The sequence below is a fragment of the Curtobacterium sp. PhB142 genome, from assembly GCF_004341255.1.
GTDB lineage: Bacteria > Actinomycetota > Actinomycetes > Actinomycetales > Microbacteriaceae > Curtobacterium.
This window is the reverse complement of the sequence record NZ_SLUT01000006.1, coordinates 99143-116279: the sequence shown is the minus strand read 5'-3', so window position 1 is coordinate 116279 and position 17137 is coordinate 99143. Positions and strand designations below refer to the sequence as shown.

The window sequence follows — 17137 nt, the reverse complement described above, 5'->3', positions numbered from 1 at the left end:
CGCTGTCCAGAACGCGGTGTGCGTTGCGCGCGCACGTTGCGGGAGTCCGCACGCGACCGCACCGCGGCGTCCCCCGCACGCGGGGAACCGCAAGAGCAGTCGACGACTGTTGCCGTGGCGGCGTCGCCGGGTGAGGCTTCTCATGCACCGACCGCCGTGCCCCTCCCCAGGGGCCAGACCGCGGTACCCCGTCCGGTACCCGAACCTCGTGGCCCACCCACTCCGTCGTCCGTCCTCGCCTGATCCGAGGACGGGCGCCGGTCAGGACCGCGAGGGCCTGGACGCGCGGCAGACCCGACGGCGGTCGGTGCCGACCCCGCTCCACTCCCCCACCCCGTTCCCCCGAAGGGACAGCCGATGTGCGGCATCATCGCGGCCCGTGTGTCTGACGACGCGACGCCCTACCTGCTCGACGGACTCGAACGACTCGAGTACCGCGGCTACGACTCCGCCGGCATCGCCGTCCGGACCGCCGCCGGACGCACCGAGACGATCCGCTCGGTCTCCCGCGTCGGGGACCTGCGCACGCTCGTGGCGGCCCGGTCCGGCGACGCCCTGACCGGCGTCGGCATCGGCCACACCCGCTGGGCCACGCACGGTGCCGTGCGCGAGGCGAACGCCCACCCGCACGCCGACTGCTCACGCCGGATCAGCATCGTGCACAACGGCATCATCGAGAACGCCGACCGCCTGCGCGACATGCTCACGGCGCAGGGCCACCGGTTCCGCTCCGAGGTCGACTCCGAGGTCATCGCGCACCTCGTCGAGCGCGCCCTGGCCGTCGACCCGGACCTGATGCTCGCCGTGCAGATCGCGACCGCGCAGCTCGAGGGGTCGTGGGCGATCGTCGTCCTCGACGCCCGCGACGGCCGGATGGTCGTGGCCGCGGACCGTTCCCCGCTCGTCGTCGCACGGTCCGCCCGCGGCGACTTCGTGGCGAGCGACATCGGCGCGATCGCCGAGTGGTGCGAGACCTTCGTGGCGCTCCGCGACGGTGACGTCGTGGAGCTCGGCGAGGCCTGGACCTGGTCCTCGAACGGGATCACCGTGCCCGTGCCGTTCCCCACCCCGTCGCCGTTCGCCGCCACCGCGCTGGACCTCGGCGACCACCCCGACCACATGGCGAAGGAGATCGGCGAGCAGGCCGACGTCGTCAGCACGATCCTGGACCGCATCGCCCGCCGCACCGCGGACGGCAGCATGTGGCTCGGCCTCGGACTGCCCGCCTTCCAGCGCCTGGCGATCGTCGCCTGCGGCACCTCGCTCAACGCCGGCCAGGTGATCGCCACCGCGCTGCGCGGCATCGGCGGCGTCCCCACCGACATCGTCGTCGCCAGTGAGGCCGACCAGGCCGTCCTCGGCCCCGACACCCTGGTCGTCGCGATCAGTCAGTCCGGCGAGACCGCCGACGTCCTCCGCGCGCTCGACCGCTTCGAGGACCGCCACCCGGTGCTCGCGCTCACGAACAACATGCACTCCTCGCTGGCCCGTCGCGCCGACGCCGTGCTCGACTGCCACGCCGGTCCGGAGATCGGTGTCGCCGCGACGAAGACGTTCACCGCACAGGTCGTCGTCGGCGTCGCCGCGGTGATCTCCGCGCTCGTGGCGTCCGGGCGCATCGAGGTCGCACGTGCCCACGCGCTCGTCGACGAACTGCTCGACCTGCCGGCACGCATCGAGCACGCCACGCAGGTGTCCGCCGACCGGATGCCGCTCCTGGTGTCGAGCGTGAAGGAGGCCACCGGCTTCCTGTTCCTCGGCCGCGGTGCCGGCCTGCCGTACGCCGCCGAGGGCGCGCTCAAGCTCAAGGAGCTCAGCTACCGCTGGGCCGAGGCGTACCCCGCGGGCGAGCTGAAGCACGGCCCGCTCGCACTCGTCGACGAGGGCACCCCCGTCGTCGTGATCGACCACGGCGAGCCGAAGATCCAGTCGGCGATCGCCGAGGTCCGGGCCCGCGGCGGGTTCGTCATCACCATCGGCGGCGAAGGCTCCGACATCCCGGCGCTCGGCAGCCGCGGCACCGGCGGACTCGCCTGGGGCGCGATGGCGGCGCCGTGGGGTCCGCTCGAGGCCGTCGTGCCGCTGCAGATGCTCGCCCGCGAACTCGCGCTGCAGCTCGGCTGCGACGTCGACAAGCCGCGCAACCTAGCGAAGTCGGTGACGGTCGAGTGATGCGCGGTCGGATGAACCACCTGACGACGTTCCTGATCGTGCTCACGGCGTTCGCGATCGCCATGACGACGGTGCTCGTCGTCGTGGTGGCCGGGCCGACCGTCCTGCGCTGAGCCCGGCGGGCACGGGCGGGCGTCGACTCGGAACGACGTTCTCGATGTCGTACGACGTCGAGGGTGTCGTTCCACATCGTCGTCGCCGCCGGGTCTCGGGCAGTTCGCGGGACACGGCTGGGATGCTGGTCCCTTGACCACCGCAGCCCCGCCCCTCGTGTTCGTCGCGCTCGTCGTCGGCGCGCTCCTGCCGTTCCTGCCGCTCGTCGGACGGGTCGCCCGGATCGCCGCGACCATCGCCCACGAGGTCGGGCACTGCATCGTCGTCGTCCCGTTCGGCGGCCGGATCCAACGCATCGACCTGCACCCGGACGGCTCCGGCGAGGCCTGGGTCCAGCTCGGCCGGGTGCCCGGTGGCATCCGCTGGCTCGTCCGGATCCTCAACCTCTACGCCGGGTACAGCGCGCCGCTCTGGGCCGGGGTGCTGCTGGTGACCGGGGTGCTGCACGGCTCGCGGTGGCTGCCCGTCACCGTGCTCGGGATCATCGGGCTCGTGGCGCTGGTGTTCGTGCGGAACTGGTTCGGGCTGCTCGTCGTGCTCGGCTTCGACGTCCTGGCGCTGTGGGTGGCGCTACGTCCGTCCGAGGTCACGGTGCTCGTGGTCGCCGCCGTCGGGGCGTTCTTCGTCGTCGACGGACTGCGGTCCGTCGTGCAGGTCGCACGGTGGCTGCTCACCGGCGCCCGCGTGCAGACGGACTTCCACATCGCCGCAGCCGAGATGCGGGTGCCGGCCGGGGTCTGGTTCGTGCTGTTCGTGCTGGTGAACGGCTTGGCGGTGTGGCTCGCGCGGGTCCCGTTGCTCGAGGTCTGGGACACCGTGGTGGCGGGCGTGCGCGCACTCTTCTGACGAAGGGCGCTGGTCGACCCGGAACGACGTCCTCAATGTCGTACGACGTCGACCTCGTCGTTCCGCATCGGGACCGGCGCCGCGTCCCCGCCCTGCGTAACGGAACGCCGCAATCGCCTGTCCACGCAGCGAAGGCTGCGAGGCTACCGCCAGACGACCCCGGAGGTGTCCCATGGCGAACGACGATCACGGTTTCTCGACCGAACAGGTGCACGGCGGCTTCGTGCCCGACGCAGGGCACGGCGCACGGATCCCGGCCATCCACATGTCCTCCGGCTTCCTCTTCGACGACTTCGACCAGGCGCGCGACCGCTTCGCCGGCACCGAGGACGGCTACACCTACACCCGCCTCGGCAACCCGACGAACGCCGACGTCGAGCGCCGCGTCGCCCTGCTCGAGCGGGGCGTCGAGGCGATCCTGGTCGGCAGTGGCCAGGCGGCGGCCACCATCGCGTTCCTCGGCCTCCTGCAGGCCGGCGATCACGTCGTCGCCGCCCGCAGCATCTACGAGGGCACCAAGGGGCTGCTCGTGCAGAACCTCGGCCGCCTCGGCATCGAGGTCGACTTCGTCGCCGACCAGCGCGACCTCGACGAGTGGGCGCGGCTCGTCCGCCCGAACACGAAGGCGTTCTTCGCCGAGACGATCCCGAACCCGAAGAACGACGTCCTCGACATCACCGGCGTCGCCGACACCGCGCACCGTGCCGGGGTGCCCTTGATCGTGGACAACACCCTGGCGACGCCGTACCTGGTCCGCCCGGTCGAGCACGGCGCCGACATCGTCATCCACTCGGCATCGAAGTTCCTGTCCGGCCACGGCGCGGGCCTCGGCGGCGTGGTCGTCGACGGTGGCACGTTCGACTGGTCCGCCTCCCCCGAGCGGTGGCAGCACCTCACCAGCCCGGAGCGGTCACTCGGCGGCGACAGCTACGTCGAGCGCTACGGCAACCGGGCGTTCGTCGTCTTCGCGCGTGACGTCGTCGCCGCGCGCATCGGCCCCACCCCGTCGCCGTTCAACGCGTTCCTGATCCGCCAGGGCATCGAGACGCTGAGCCTGCGCGTGGAACGCCACAGCGCGAACGCGCTGGCGGTGGCGCAGTGGTTGGAAGCACAGCCGGAGGTGACGAGCGTCGACCACGCGGGTCTTGCCTCCAGTCCGTTCCACGACCTCGCCCAGCGCTACCTGCCGCGTGGTGCCGGCTCCGTCTTCGCGTTCACGCTGGCGGGCGGTGAAGCCGCCGCGCACACCTTCATCGACAGCGTCCAGCTGTTCAGCCGGATGACCCACCTGGGCGACGTCCGCTCGCTGATCCTGCACCCCGCGACGACGACGCACGCCGGCAAGACCGCCGCGGAGCGCGCCGACCAGGGCATCGACGACGGCCTGATCCGACTGTCAGTCGGCATCGAGGACGTCGCGGACCTGCTCCGCGACCTGGAACGCGGGTTCGCCGCGTTGCGTTCCGCAGACGGCAGAGTCGGTCTGGAGGCCCGTGGCGTGTCCGACGCGGAGCGCGCGTCCCTGGAACACTCGGTCCCGGGCACGCACGTGATCTCGGAGGAGCTCTAGACGATGGCACGACCGCAACACTTCGGGTACTTCTTCTCGCGCGGGTTCGGCCCGCAGGCGTGGGGCCGCTCGGACTGGGACTGGGGCCACGACTGGACCAAGCCCGACCTGTACCAGCAGTCCGTCCGCACGCTCGAGCAGGCCGGCATGGACCTGGTGATCGCCGAGGACGCCATCTCGCTCGGCAACCCGTCGACGCTCGACCTGCGCATCCGCCAGGCGTACGGCGGCCCGAAGCACGACCCCCTGCTGCTCGCGCCGTACCTGTTCGCGGCGACCTCGCACATCGGCATCGCGCCGACCGTGAACGCCGGGTTCACGCCGCCGTACCTGGCCGCGCGACAGTTCGCCACGCTGACACACCTGTCCTCCGAGCGACTCGGCATCAACGTCGTGACCGACGTCGGCAGTGCCAGGCACGCCGGCCTGCCGCCACTGCCGCACGACCAGGCGTACGACCGGGCCGAGGAGTGGATCACGCTGCTCCGCCGGCTCTGGAGCTCGTGGGGCTCGTCCGGGTACGTCGGGAACCCCTCCGACTGGCACTTCGCTGACGGCGACGCCCTCGACGCGTTCCACCACGAGGGCGCGTACTTCACCGCCGACGGCCCGCTCAACGCGCTGCCGCTCGACTCGGACCCGGTGGTCGTCTCCCCCGGTGGCTCCGGTCGGGGCCTCGCGTTCGCCGGCACCCACTCGGACGTGCAACTCGCGCTCGCGCCCCTGTCGGCCGCCGCGGTGGCGGACTACCGCGGTCGCGTGATCGCCGCAGCGCAGGCCGCCGGACGCAGGGCCGCCGATCTGCGCATCCTGTTCGTCCTCAAGCCCGAGATCGTCTCGTCGTCCGACGAGGCCGACCGGATCGTCGAGGCGTCCCGGCACCCGTCCGACGACGACCTGCGGACCACGGCGATCGCGTGGTCGAGCGACTCCGAGACGGACCTGCTCGCGCTCGACCTCGATGCGCCCGTGCCGGACGGGACCTTCGGTGACCACGTCTCCGCCGGCACGATCCGCGGGCTGCTCGGCGACACCCCGGACGCTCCCCTGCGCTCGCTCCTGGAACGCAAGGCCCGCAAGGGGCGGGTGTCCTCGCGCGAGGGCTTCGTCGGCACCGCCGACGAGTTCGCCGACTTCATCGAGGAGCTCGGGTCGGACGCCGACAACGACGGCATCATCTTCTCGGGCGACCTGCACCCGGCGCAGATCCACCGGATGTTCGGCGACCTGGTGCCGGTGCTCCGGCGCCGTGGGCTCCTGCGGCGGGAGTACGGCGCCGGGGGTATCCGGGCGAACCTGTTCGACTTCTAGTGGTGGACCGGCTCGACCACGCCTGATTCCTCGACGTCACGGACGTCGTCGGCCGTGCGGAGAATCTCCGCACGGTCCGAGGCGGAGTTGATCGCCCAGTAGTAGATCACCAGTGAGAACACCGCGACCACGACGATGTCGATCCACAGCGGGAACACCGGGTGCGTCAGCGGACCGAAGTCGCTGAGGAACACGATGAGCCCCATGCCGATCAGGTAGGGCAGCAGCCACTGCGCCGCCTTCCAGTCCCAGCGCGGCCGGACGCTCGAGGCACCGCGGAACACGTTGTTCAGGATGATCACCACGGCACCGATGAGGATCGCGACGCCGAGCTTCCAGTCGGTGTCCCACCCGGTCCACAGGATGATGAGGTTCGCGACGATGAACGCGATCGGCGACAGCACCGCGGCGGCGGGCATCCGGTAGGGGCGCTCGATCTCCGGGATCCGCTTCCGGAACGCACCGAGCGCCAGCGGGGCACCGGCGTACATCAGGACCGACGCGCTCGTGATGAGGCTCACCAGCCCCTGCCACGAGGGGAACGGTGCGAAGCACGCGCAACCGACGACGAACGCCGTGACGAGCCCGACCCACGGCACGCCCTGCTTCGTCGTCCACTCAAACGCCTTCGGGAAGTACCCGTTGCGACTGAGTCCGTAGGAGATGCGGCTCGTCGCCGTCACGTAGATCAGCCCGGTCCCCGCGGGCGAGATGATCGCGTCGATGAAGATGACCACCGCCAGCCACGTGATGCCCGCGGCCATCGCGATGTCGGCGAACGGCCCCGTGTACTTCGTGAAGTCGGCGGTGGCCCAGGACCCCTGGATCGCATCCGACCGGAGCACCCCGAGGAACACGACCTGCAGCAGCAGGTAGATCACCAGCCCGATGAGCACCGAGCCGATGACGGCACGCGGGATGTCCCGCCGCGGGTTCTTCGCTTCACCCGCGAGCTGGTCGGCCTGCTCGAAGCCCAGGAAGGCGAAGATGATGCCGGAGGTGGACACCGCCGCCAGGACCCCCTTGGCACCCTCGGGCATGAAGCCGTCAGCCGCCGTGAAGTTCGAGCCGTGGAACCCGCTGAACGCCAGCACGATGATGACCAGCAGCGGGATGGCGACCTTCCACCACGTCGCCGCCGAGTTCGTGTTCGCGAGGATCCGGACGCTGAGCAGGTTGATCACGGTGACCACCGCCATGAGGACGACGGCGACCGCGATGCCCGCGCCGGTGAGCAGCTGCTGCGTCTCCCCGTCCACCGTCGTCGTGTGCAGCCACGGGTGCGCGAACTGCCAGTGCTGCGCGTACTTGATCATCGCCTCGACCTCGATCGGGGCGACGGTCACGGACTGCAACCAGGAGAACCAGCCGAACGACGCGCCGGCGATGCCACCGAACGCGATGTGCGGGAACCGTGCCGTCCCGCCCGCGATCGGGAACATGCCGCCGAGTTCGGCGTGTACGAGGGCGAGGACGAGGATCGCCACACCACCGATGAGCCACGAGATGATCGCGGCCGGGCCGGCGGTCTTCAGGGCCTCCTGCGACCCGAAAAGCCAACCGGAGCCGATGATCGACCCCGTCGAGGCCCAGATGAGCCCGATGAAGCCCACGTTCCGCTTGAGGCCGGAGTCCGGCAACGCCGGCGTCGTCGTTGTAGCCACTGCTGCTCCCGTCGAGTGAGCGGGCCCCACGAACGGGGGTCGCGCTCATCGACTCTGGCACCGGGACAGCGGCTTGGCCGGATTCTTTAACATGCCGGAAACAATTGTGCTGTATAAGCACTCAGGCTGCTACTTCTTGGACTTCTTCTTCTTGCCGTCGTCCTTCTTGTCCGACTTCTTCTTGTCGGACTTCTTCTTGCCGTTGTCCTTCTTCTTGGACGGCGTCTTGTCCGACTTCTTCGGCTTCTTGCCGTCGTCCTGCTTCTTGGACGGCTTCTCGTCCGACTTCTTCGGCTTCGCTTCCCCCGAAGGCAACGGCAGGACCGGTGCCTGCTCCGGCGACTCGACCCCGTCGATCGGCTCGACGACCACGGCGGAACCCGTGTCCAGCGCGACGTCGACCGCGTGTTCCTCGAGCACGGGCGCGAGCGCGTCCGTCACCCGCTCCACGGTGAGCACCGCGTCGTCCTCGGCGAGCCGCAACAGCGCCTGCGCGGTCCGCACCCGGGTCGTGGTCTTGCGTGCCAGGACGTCGGCGCGCGCACCCTCGAGGAACGTGCGGAGCGTGCGCTCGACGACTGACCGCCCACGCGGTGCAGCGCGGTCCAGGCGGTCCAGCTCACCGGCGACGCCGGCCACGTCGTCGGCGACGTGCTCGTGCCGCACCGACTCGATCAGCGCCGCGATCGCTGCAGCACCCCGTTCGACGGCAGCCGAGCGCTGGTCGAGTACGACGAGCATCTCGACGACCGAGCCGTAGGTGACGGTCTCGAGGCGGACGGGCTCGGCACCACGACCACGGACGACCAGGCGAGCGTCGGGCGTGGGCAGCCAGGCGGCGAGGGCAGCGACCGTCGCGACGGACCCGACGATCCGCTCGTAGTCGGCGAGCACCACTCGCTCCTGCTCGCGCAGACGGACTCGGATCGCGATCTCCTGCACCACGTGGGGGCCTTCCGTTCGGGGGCGGCGCGGGCCTTTCCCTGCGTCTCCTCCGGAGCGTAGTCCCCTGACGTGGCGAGACAGCGAACGCCCCGGCATCGTCCAGGGACGGTGACGGGGCGTTCGTGCAACACGTGGTGACAGCGGCTCGACGACCGGCGAATGGTGGAGATGGGGGGAATCGAACCCCCGTCCATCGCTGCAATTCGACGTCTTCTACGGGCGTATCCGGATAGTTCGTTCTGCTCGGCCCCGTCTTTTGCTACCGGCTTCTAGGACGACGGGCCCAGTCTCAGTGCAAGTCCCGCACGGCCCTGAGGCGCAACCGTGCAGCAAGTCCTCTGGATGACGCCGGGATCAGGTTAGGGGACGGTCACCTGGCCGACGGACTTCATGTGCTGGGCTGCTTACGCAGCGAGAGCGAAGTCAGTGCGCTTGGAATTGGCACTTGTTGTTTTCCACGGATCGTTCACGAGATAACCGTGGGTCCTCGGCCCGCTTCCCGTCGGCACACAGGCAATGTCGAAACCGATCATCCCCATGCGGGCCGGACGTGCGAGCCGCTGTCACGCTGTTGAGTTGTGTTGCGACTGCTCCGATCGGAGCAGTCCCTCAGTCTAGCTGACCGAGGTGCGAGGCCGCTACTCGCCGACGCGGTTCTTCGTGCGCATGGCCCGCTCTGCCTCACGCTTGTCGGTCTTCTCCCGCATGGCCTGACGCTTGTCGAACTCGCGCTTGCCCTTGGCGACCGCGATCTCGATCTTGGCCCGACCGTCGTGGAAGTAGATCTGCAGCGGCACGAGGGTGTAGCCGCCCTGGGCCGTCTTGTGCGAGATCTTCACGATCTGCTGCTTGTGGAGGAGCAGCTTGCGCTTGCGCCGAGGTGCGTGGTTGTTCCAGGTGCCCTCGGTGTACTCGGGGATGTGCACCGCATCGATCCAGGCTTCGCCCCGGTCGATGTAGGCGTACCCGTCGACCAACGAGGCGCGTCCCATGCGCAGGGACTTCACCTCGGTGCCGGACAGGACCATGCCGGCCTCGTACGTGTCCTCGATGAGGTAGTCGTGTCGGGCGCGACGGTTCGTCGCGACGATCTTCTCACCGCGTTCCTTCGCCATGACGACTCCTCTCGTTCCGGGCACTGCACTGCGCAGCCCTACAGACTACCCAACAGCAGGCACCTCACGCACCTTCCCGGCGCGGCGGATCAGACCTTGAGGTAGCGGCGGATGGCGATCGACGCCGACACCGCGGCGAGCAACACTCCGATGACGATCACCGACGGAACCACGATGGCCGCATCCCCCATGCCGATGAACGCCGTGCCGGTGAAGCGCTCGGCCAGGAAGTTCCGGACGAAGAACCACACCACCGCGGTGATGGCACCACCCGCCAGGACGGCTCCGATGGCGGCGGCGATCACCCCCTCGAGCACGAACGGCGTCTGGATGAACCGGTTCGACGCACCGACCAGCCGCATGATGCCGAGCTCTCGCCTGCGACTGAAGGCGGACAGCCGGATCGTGGTCGCGATGAGGAGCACGGCCGCGACGAGCATGAGCGCCGCGATGCCGATCGCCGTGTACGACGACGCGTTGAGCAGGTTGAAGATCGGTTGCAGGTAGCCGCGTTGGTCGACGACGCTCTGCACACCGGCGACCTTCGACAGGCTCTCGACGAGGACATCGGCCTGCGACGGGTTCTTCAGGTTCACCCAGAACGTCTCGTTCAGGTACTCGGGCTTGACGAACTCGGTCGCCGCGGAGTCCTTGAACTGCTCCTTGAAGCGGGTGAACGCCTGGTCCTGGTCCTCGTAGTACGTCTTCTCGATGTACGGCTTGAGCGTGGACGACTCGAGCTGGGCCTGGACCTGCTTCCGCTGGTCCTCGGTGGCCTTGGCACCCGTGCAGTTGCCGGTGGTGTCGGTGTCGGTGCACAGGTAGACGGCGACCTGCGCCCGGTCGTACCAGTACCCCTTCATCTGGTTGATCTGCATCTGGAGCAGGATCGCGGTCCCGACGAAGGTGAGCGAGATGAAGGTCACGAGGACGACGGAGACCACCATCGACGCGTTGCGCCGCAGGCCCGAGCCGACCTCGGACATGACGAGCCCGAGCCTCATCGGATGAGCCCCGGGATGGTCTGGATGCCGGTCGTGTTCGACACGGTGCCGCGCTGGATCGGGACCGCCTGGGTCTGGTAGCCGCCGGACTGCTCGTCACGGAGGACCGTGCCGTTCGACAGCTCGATGACCCGACGCTGCATCTGGTTCACGATGCTGGCGTCGTGGGTCGCCATGAGCACGGTGGTGCCTCCCTGGTTGATGCGTTCGAGGAGCGCCATGATGCCGGCGGACGTGGTGGGGTCCAGGTTGCCGGTGGGCTCGTCGGCCAGCAGGATCGCCGGCTTGTTGACGACGGCGCGGGCGATCGCCACGCGCTGCTGCTCACCACCGGAGAGCTCGTGCGGCATGCGGGTCGCCTTGCCCGCGAGCCCGACGAGCTTCAGCACGTCGGTGACGGCCTCGCTGATGAAGCCCTTGCTCTTGCCGATCACCTGCAGCGAGAACGCGACGTTGTCGAAGACGTTCTTGTTGGGCAGGAGTCGGAAGTCCTGGAACACGACGCCGAGGTTGCGCCGGAAGTACGGGACCTTCCGCGACGCCAGGGAGCCGAGGCGCTGCCCGAGCACGTGGATCTGGCCGCGGGAGGGCTTCTCCTCCTTGAGCACGAGGCGCAGGAAGCTGGACTTGCCGGAACCCGAGGCGCCCACGAGGAACACGAACTCGCCCTTGAGGATCTCGAGGGTGAGGTTGTCGAGCGCCGGACTCGGGTTGCCCGAGTAGACCTTGGTGACCTGGTCGAATTTGATCATGACCGGATCAGGGTAGGTCGCCCCGCTTGGAAAGCAAGCGAGGCGCGCGGCTCACGACCCCCTACGCGTCGACGGATTGCTTGCGCCAGCGGATGCCGGCGTTGATGAAGCCGTCCAGGTCGCCGTCGAACACGGCTGAGGGGTTGTTCACCTCGTGCTCGCTCCGCAGGTCCTTGACCATCTGGTACGGCGCCAGCACGTAGGACCGGATCTGGTCGCCCCAGCTCGCCGTGATGTTGCCGGCGAGCTCCTTCTTCTTCGCGTTCTCCTCTTCCTTCTTCAGGAGGAGCAGGCGCGACTGCAGCACGCGCATGGCGGCCGCACGGTTCTGGATCTGCGACTTCTCGTTCTGCATCGAGACGACGGTGCCGGTCGGGATGTGCGTCAGGCGCACCGCGGAGTCGGTCGTGTTGACGGACTGCCCGCCGGGGCCCGACGAGCGGAAGACGTCGACGCGGATGTCGTTCTCGGGGATGTCGATGACCATCGTCTCCGGCATGAGCGGGATGACCTCGACCGCCGCGAACGAGGTCTGCCGCTTGCCCGCTGCGCCGAACGGCGACATGCGGACGAGGCGGTGGGTGCCGGCCTCGATCGAGAGGGTGCCGAAGGCGTGCGGGGCGTCGACCTCGAACGTGGCGGACTTGATGCCCGCTTCTTCGGCGTAGGACGTCTCCATCACGGTGGTCTTGAAGCCGTGCTGTTCGGCGTACCGCAGGTACATGCGCATGAGCATCTCGGCGAAGTCCGCGGCGTCGACGCCACCGGCCCCGGCACGGATGGTGATCACGGCGGGGCGGTCGTCGTACTCGCCGTCGAGGAGCGTCTGCACCTCGAGGTCGCCCATGGTCTTCTGGATCGCCTTGAGCTCGGCGACGGCTTCGTCGGCCGAGTCCTGGTCGTCGCCCTCGTTCGCCATCTCGACCAGCACCTCGAGGTCGTCGATGCGTCGCTCGGTGTCGGTGATCTTCTTGAGCTCCGACTGCCGGTGCGAGAGTGCACTCGTCACCTGCTGCGCGTGCTCGACGTCGTCCCAGAGGTCCTGGGCACCCGCCTGCTCGCTGAGGTCGGCGATCTCCCGCTGCAGGCGGTCGACGTCGACCACCGAGCGGATGTTGCCGAAGGTCTCTCGGAGGGCGGAGAGCTGCTCGGTGAAGTCCAGTTCGACCATGGTCACCGATCCTACCGGCGCGAGCCCGCCGTGGCAGACCGAGAGGCCCGGTGTGGGTCCGTCGCGTCAGCTCGGCGATTCGACTTGCGCCCAGACCCCGATCGACCGATAGATTGCAGGACATGTTGCGCATGCAGAACATCAGTACATCAGACCGCCGACTGTCGGTCCTGCTCGTGGGCGCGGCGGTGGTCGCCGCGGTCATGATGCCCTCGTCGGCTTCAGCGTCCGCGCTGGAATCGAACGGCGGCACCGCAGGGGGATTCGCCGAGATCTCCGGACCCGAGGACACGCAGGTCGTCATCGACGACACCGACCCCGCGCAGATCCTCACCACGAAGAAGGTGGGCGGCGGCACCTGGATCTACGGGACCGGAGGTGGCAACTCGTACTCCTACTACGACCACAAGACGAAGAAGCACTCGTCGACGGCCTGCTCCGGGTACGGCACGAGCTGCCGGGGATCGGGCTGGGTCGCAAAGGAGAAGCGCTCCGTTGCGAAGGTCCTCAAGACTGCGTGGGGCAACACGGCCTTCTGGAACACGAAGTAGCCGTACCGGGGCGTCCTCGACCATGCTCCGGGTACTCGGTGCCTTCGCGGCGGCCGCGATCGCGCTGCTCCTCGGCTTCGCCGTGCAAGGCGCCCACGACACGCAGTCGATGGCGACCATCCGGTCGGCGCTGACCATCTCCCACGCGGGTGAGGACGCCCCGACCGCGAAGCTCCTCCGCGCAGAGGCGACGAGCCTCAGAGCGAACTTCTACCAGGTCCGCATCGACCCGACGGGACGGACTCCGACGCGGACGCTCGCTCCCGTCATCGGGGACCGGATCACCCACGAGCGTGTCTTCCCATCCGGGTCCTACGCTGCGTTCGACACGAGCCTGACGACGGAACTCACCCAGGCGCCGAGCAGCCCACTCGGGACGTACTTCTCGACGCTGCCACCCCGAGCGCTCGAAGCGGTGTCCGACCGTCTCGCGATCGCGGGAGTCGACACGCACGTCGAGGCGATGAGCTGGGGCGGGCTGGCTCTGTACTTACTGGCGTACACCCCGCTCGTGATGGCGGCTGCGGTCGTCGGAGGCGCCTCGTGGCTGGCGGGCCGTGTCCGCGGGTTGGCCCAGGTGCGGGCACAGGCCGTCCTCCGGGTGCACGGCGTGCTCGGACCGTTCGTCCGTGACATCACCGCTTCCGTGCTCGTCGCTTCGGCGGCGTTCGTCATCTCGGCCGGTCCAGCGATCCTGCTGGTTCATGCGTACAACGGCGGACACCAGCTCTGGTCGTACCTCGCGATCAGCGCGGTCCTGCTCGGAGGGTTCCTCACGGCGTTCATCGTCGGGGCATCCGGTCCCGGACTCCTTCCGCGCGGGGTGCGATTCCGCCCGGCGTTCTCGAGCTGGCGTCCGTGGCTGCGTGGACGCTTCACGATGGCGGCGACACAGGTCGCCACGCTGACCCTGGTGGTCTTCCTGATCGCCCAGGGCTCGGCTGCGTGGACCTCTCTCGCCGTCGTGCGTGCGAGCGGCCCTGACTGGCGGGGCTGCTCCGCGTGCACGGTCACCATCTTCAACGGGTTCGACGGCCAATCGGCTCTCGATGACGCCGTCAGGCCGTTCAGTTCATCGGTGCGAGCGTCGGAGCGGAAGGGCGAGGTGGTCCTGAGTTGGGTGCGGGGTGCCGTCCAGGGGGATCGGTTCAGTCCGGGCGACTCAGAATCGAACGTGATCCTCGCGAATCCGACCTTCGTCGCGCGCTCCGGAGGCGGTCTGCCGGATCCATTGCACGGGAAGGACGGGCCTGGAGAATGGGGGCTCCTGGTGCCGAGTGACCACGCGGACCGTGCCGAGTCGATCGCGGACGAGTGGCTCGAAGCGTTCCGGGAGCCGCTCGGCACTGTCCCGAACCAGTCCGCGCCGAAGCGACCACACATCGCCACGTACCCCGCCGGGCGAGTGTTCAACTACGGGCAGACCGGCTTCCGGAACGAGGTCTACTCGGACTCGCCGGTCATCGTCGTCGCCTCAGGGTCGGCTGGCCTTCTCGATGACGAGTCGTACTTCGCGGCTGGTTCGTCGGGCGACCTGCTCTTCACAGGCGGCCCACGAGAGACGCAGCAAGCGCTCGACACGGCGGGCGTCGAACGATCGGTGTACTCGCTGGACAGCCTCGGGACGCAGATCGCGAGAGGAACAGCTGCCGCACAGTCGAAGCTCGTGGTGTCGCTCGTCGCGGCCGCTGCAGGTCTCGTCGCGCTGCTCGGCATGCTGACGATCGGAGCGCGCATCGATGTGGCCCGGAGACGCGACCAGCTGCTCGTCCTCCGAGCGCACGGCGCAGCTCCTGCCCGTGTCCACCTGGTGACGGCACCCCGGTCACTCGCCTTCCTCGCGAGCACGGGTGTCGCTGCCCTCGCCGCGGGGACCAGTGGGCTTCTCGGAGCCGACATCCCGACGGGAACCCTCGTCACCGTCGGGATCGCCGTTTCGGTCGTCGTCCTCGCGACGAACACATTCATCACCACTCGGCTCACCACCACGAAGGGACTCACGACCGATGAACGATGACGATGCTGCCGTGCACGTGACCGGTCTTCACCACACCGTCGGGAACCGCGCCGTGGTCTGTGGGCTGGACCTGACCGCGCGGGCGGGCGCCGTCCACGCCGTCACGGGTTCCTCAGGTGTCGGCAAGTCGACCCTGCTCAGGTTGCTCGGAGGACTCGAGCGACCGACGAGCGGCACGATCCGAGTGTTCGACCAGCAGGTGGACATGCTGCGTGGATCGGCACTGCGCCGGTACCTCCGTGACTGCGTCGGTTTCGTGTTCCAGGACGCCGGTCTCGTTGCGCAGTGGACGGTGCGGAAGAACATCGCCGCCGTGCAGGCAGCAGCACCGCGCGCCCCCGTCTCCACACCTCTGAGCATCGAAGCCGCCGCCGATCGTGTCGATCTGCCCAGCCGGTTGCTCGATGCGCGCGCCGGGGAACTCAGTGGCGGCGAGCGTCAGCGTGTGTCGATCGCTCGCGTCCTCGTTCGGAAACCGCCGCTGGTGCTCCTCGACGAACCCACCTCCGCCCTCGACGCTGATCGGACGCGGATGGTCGTCGAGCTCATCCGCGACCTCGCAGACGACGGCGCCGTCGTCCTCGTCGCTTCGCACGACACGGTGATCACCGACGCGTCCGATGCCCGGACCGTGCTGCGGGAAGCGTCATCGACGACCTGACCGGTCGGCGTCGCACCCCGCCGGCGGGCGCTCTACCGCCCCAGCAACGGCTCCCGCGACGCCATGCCCGCAGCCCCGGCCCGCGCGACCGCGTCCGGCAGTGCCGCCAGGAAGGCGTCGACGTCCGCATCGGTCGAGGTGTGCCCGAGCGTGATCCGGAGCGCGCCGCGGGCGTCCTGCTCCGACAGGCCCATCGCGAGCAGCACGTGCGACGCCTCGGGCACGCCGGCCTGGCACGCCGACCCGGTCGACACCGCGACCCCGGCCGCGTCGAGCAGGAACAGCAACGAGTCGCCCTCGCAGCCCGGGAACGTGAAGTGCGCGTTGCCGGGCAGCCGGTCGTCGGGGTCGCCCATCAGCACGGCGGACGGCACGGCGGCACGGACACCGGCGACGAGCCGATCGCGCAGGGCGACGAGCGACGGATGTGGCATCGGCTCGGCGGCGACCATCGTGGCCGCGACGCCGAACGAGGCCGCAGCGGGGGCGTCCTGCGTGCCGCTCCGCACCTGCCGCTGCTGCCCGCCGCCGTGGATGAGGGGCTCGACGGTGGCCTTCCGCCCGAGCACCAGTGCACCGATGCCGACCGGTCCGCCGACCTTGTGCGCGGAGACGCTCAGGGCGTCGAGGCCGGACGCGGCGAACGACACCGGCACCTGCCCGTAGGCGGCGACGGCGTCGCTGTGCACGGGCACGCCAGCGGCGTGCGCCAGCTCCACGATCCGTGACACGGGCTGGATGGTGCCCACCTCGTTGTTCGCCCACAGGAACGTGACCAGGGCGACGTCGTCGGCGGAGGCGAGTCGTGCCTCCAGTCCGACCAGGTCGACGCGACCCTGCGCGTCCAACGGGACCACGTCGACGACGGCGCCCTCGTGCGTCTCCAACCAGGTCAGGGTGTCGACAGTGGCGTGGTGCTCGCCACCGGGGACGACGATGCGGGGGCGGGCGCGGTCGCGTTGCCGGGCCCAGAACAGGCCCTTCACGGCGAGGTTGATGCTCTCGGTGCCGCCGGAGGTGAACACGACCTCGACGGTGTCGGCATCGAGCGACCGGGCGACCGCGGCACGGCCGTCCTCGAGCAGCATCTTGGCGCGCTGGCCGGCGCTGTGGATCGAGGAGGGGTTGCCGACGGTTCCGAGCGCGTCGGTGAACGCGGCGAGCGCCTCCGGCAGGATCGGCGTCGTCGCGGCGTGGTCGAGGTAGACCGGCATCTGCACCCCTTGGAACGAGCGGTGTCCAGG

The 17137-nt window shown here is 69.3% G+C and carries 15 protein-coding genes and 1 other RNA gene; 8 read left to right on the top strand and 8 right to left on the bottom strand.

The window, feature by feature from the left end:
• Positions 1–357 precede the first annotated feature (357 nt).
• The 5 genes from glmS (at position 358) to EDF31_RS13035 (ending at position 6013) form a co-directional block, all read left to right on the top strand.
• The gene (glmS, locus tag EDF31_RS13050; RefSeq protein WP_131846423.1) at positions 358–2172 is read left to right on the top strand and encodes a glutamine--fructose-6-phosphate transaminase (isomerizing); all 1815 of its coding nucleotides are present in this window, start codon (positions 358–360) and stop codon (positions 2170–2172) included.
• On the top strand, positions 2172–2285 hold the full coding sequence (locus EDF31_RS20375; RefSeq protein ID WP_243650034.1) for a Rax2 family protein: 114 nt from the start codon (positions 2172–2174) through the stop codon (positions 2283–2285). Before glmS ends, EDF31_RS20375 begins: the two co-directional genes overlap by 1 nt.
• 133 nt (positions 2286–2418) lie before the next feature.
• A complete protein-coding gene (locus EDF31_RS13045) occupies positions 2419–3132 on the top strand; it encodes a M50 family metallopeptidase (protein WP_131846422.1) in 714 nt (237 codons plus the stop codon).
• Between the two features lie 172 nt (positions 3133–3304).
• Positions 3305–4702 carry a PLP-dependent transferase gene (locus tag EDF31_RS13040; RefSeq protein ID WP_131846421.1) on the top strand — a complete coding sequence of 466 codons (1398 nt, stop codon included), beginning with the start codon at positions 3305–3307 and terminating at the stop codon, positions 4700–4702.
• A 3-nt stretch (positions 4703–4705) separates the two neighbouring features.
• Positions 4706–6013 (top strand): LLM class flavin-dependent oxidoreductase, encoded by a 1308-nt coding sequence (locus tag EDF31_RS13035; RefSeq protein ID WP_131846420.1) that lies wholly within the window; start codon positions 4706–4708, stop codon positions 6011–6013.
• On the opposite strand, the gene EDF31_RS13030 is transcribed toward EDF31_RS13035, so the two are convergent.
• From EDF31_RS13030 to prfB, 7 genes are all read right to left on the bottom strand, one after another.
• Complete coding sequence (locus tag EDF31_RS13030) at positions 6010–7677, bottom strand: APC family permease (protein WP_207896217.1); 1668 nt, start codon at positions 7675–7677, stop codon at positions 6010–6012. The genes EDF31_RS13035 and EDF31_RS13030 overlap by 4 nt on opposite strands.
• A gap of 129 nt (positions 7678–7806) precedes the next feature.
• A complete protein-coding gene (locus tag EDF31_RS13025; protein ID WP_131846419.1) occupies positions 7807–8622 on the bottom strand; it encodes a hypothetical protein in 816 nt (271 codons plus the stop codon).
• Positions 8623–8782: 160 nt separating this feature from the next.
• Positions 8783–9159: a transfer-messenger RNA gene (gene ssrA / locus EDF31_RS13020) on the bottom strand.
• 101 nt (positions 9160–9260) lie between these two features.
• A complete protein-coding gene (gene smpB, locus EDF31_RS13015; RefSeq protein WP_123294782.1) occupies positions 9261–9737 on the bottom strand; it encodes an SsrA-binding protein SmpB in 477 nt (158 codons plus the stop codon).
• 89 nt (positions 9738–9826) lie between these two features.
• Positions 9827–10741: a permease-like cell division protein FtsX gene (gene ftsX, locus EDF31_RS13010; protein ID WP_111086440.1), complete on the bottom strand. Its 915-nt coding sequence runs from the start codon at positions 10739–10741 to the stop codon at positions 9827–9829.
• Positions 10738–11493 carry a cell division ATP-binding protein FtsE gene (gene ftsE, locus EDF31_RS13005; RefSeq protein WP_111086441.1) on the bottom strand — a complete coding sequence of 252 codons (756 nt, stop codon included), beginning with the start codon at positions 11491–11493 and terminating at the stop codon, positions 10738–10740. Before ftsE ends, ftsX begins: the two co-directional genes overlap by 4 nt.
• A 61-nt stretch (positions 11494–11554) precedes the next feature.
• Positions 11555–12664, bottom strand: a complete 1110-nt coding sequence (gene prfB, locus EDF31_RS13000) for a peptide chain release factor 2 (protein WP_111086442.1) — start codon at positions 12662–12664, stop codon at positions 11555–11557.
• Between the two features lie 122 nt (positions 12665–12786).
• Here prfB and EDF31_RS12995 point away from each other — a divergent pair, with 122 nt between their 5' ends.
• The 3 genes from EDF31_RS12995 to EDF31_RS12985 are packed head-to-tail and all read left to right on the top strand — an operon-like array spanning position 12787 to position 15893.
• Positions 12787–13215, top strand: a complete 429-nt coding sequence (locus EDF31_RS12995; protein WP_131846418.1) for a lactococcin 972 family bacteriocin — start codon at positions 12787–12789, stop codon at positions 13213–13215.
• 22 nt (positions 13216–13237) lie between these two features.
• Positions 13238–15232: a hypothetical protein gene (locus EDF31_RS12990; RefSeq protein ID WP_131846417.1), complete on the top strand. Its 1995-nt coding sequence runs from the start codon at positions 13238–13240 to the stop codon at positions 15230–15232.
• Positions 15222–15893 carry an ABC transporter ATP-binding protein gene (locus EDF31_RS12985; protein ID WP_131846416.1) on the top strand — a complete coding sequence of 224 codons (672 nt, stop codon included), beginning with the start codon at positions 15222–15224 and terminating at the stop codon, positions 15891–15893. The genes EDF31_RS12990 and EDF31_RS12985 overlap by 11 nt, the downstream gene beginning before the upstream one ends.
• A gap of 32 nt (positions 15894–15925) precedes the next feature.
• Here the strand turns inward: EDF31_RS12985 and EDF31_RS12980 are convergent, their stop codons facing one another.
• Positions 15926–17107: a cysteine desulfurase family protein gene (locus EDF31_RS12980; RefSeq protein WP_131846415.1), complete on the bottom strand. Its 1182-nt coding sequence runs from the start codon at positions 17105–17107 to the stop codon at positions 15926–15928.
• Positions 17108–17137 lie beyond the last annotated feature (30 nt).

Excerpts from the sequence above, each read along its gene's own strand:
- glmS (WP_131846423.1), top strand. The coding sequence starts at position 358 with ATGTGCGGCATCATCGCGGCCCGTGTGTCTGACGACGCGACGCCCTAC.
- EDF31_RS20375 (WP_243650034.1), top strand. The coding sequence starts at position 2,172 with ATGCGCGGTCGGATGAACCACCTGACGACGTTCCTGATCGTGCTCACG.
- EDF31_RS13040 (WP_131846421.1), top strand. The coding sequence starts at position 3,305 with ATGGCGAACGACGATCACGGTTTCTCGACCGAACAGGTGCACGGCGGC.
- EDF31_RS13035 (WP_131846420.1), top strand. The coding sequence starts at position 4,706 with ATGGCACGACCGCAACACTTCGGGTACTTCTTCTCGCGCGGGTTCGGC.
- smpB (WP_123294782.1), bottom strand. The coding sequence starts at position 9,737 with ATGGCGAAGGAACGCGGTGAGAAGATCGTCGCGACGAACCGTCGCGCC.
- ftsX (WP_111086440.1), bottom strand. The coding sequence starts at position 10,741 with ATGAGGCTCGGGCTCGTCATGTCCGAGGTCGGCTCGGGCCTGCGGCGC.
- ftsE (WP_111086441.1), bottom strand. The coding sequence starts at position 11,493 with ATGATCAAATTCGACCAGGTCACCAAGGTCTACTCGGGCAACCCGAGT.
- prfB (WP_111086442.1), bottom strand. The coding sequence starts at position 12,664 with ATGGTCGAACTGGACTTCACCGAGCAGCTCTCCGCCCTCCGAGAGACC.
- EDF31_RS12995 (WP_131846418.1), top strand. The coding sequence starts at position 12,787 with ATGTTGCGCATGCAGAACATCAGTACATCAGACCGCCGACTGTCGGTC.
- EDF31_RS12990 (WP_131846417.1), top strand. The coding sequence starts at position 13,238 with ATGCTCCGGGTACTCGGTGCCTTCGCGGCGGCCGCGATCGCGCTGCTC.
- EDF31_RS12985 (WP_131846416.1), top strand. The coding sequence starts at position 15,222 with ATGAACGATGACGATGCTGCCGTGCACGTGACCGGTCTTCACCACACC.
- EDF31_RS12980 (WP_131846415.1), bottom strand. The coding sequence starts at position 17,107 with ATGCCGGTCTACCTCGACCACGCCGCGACGACGCCGATCCTGCCGGAG.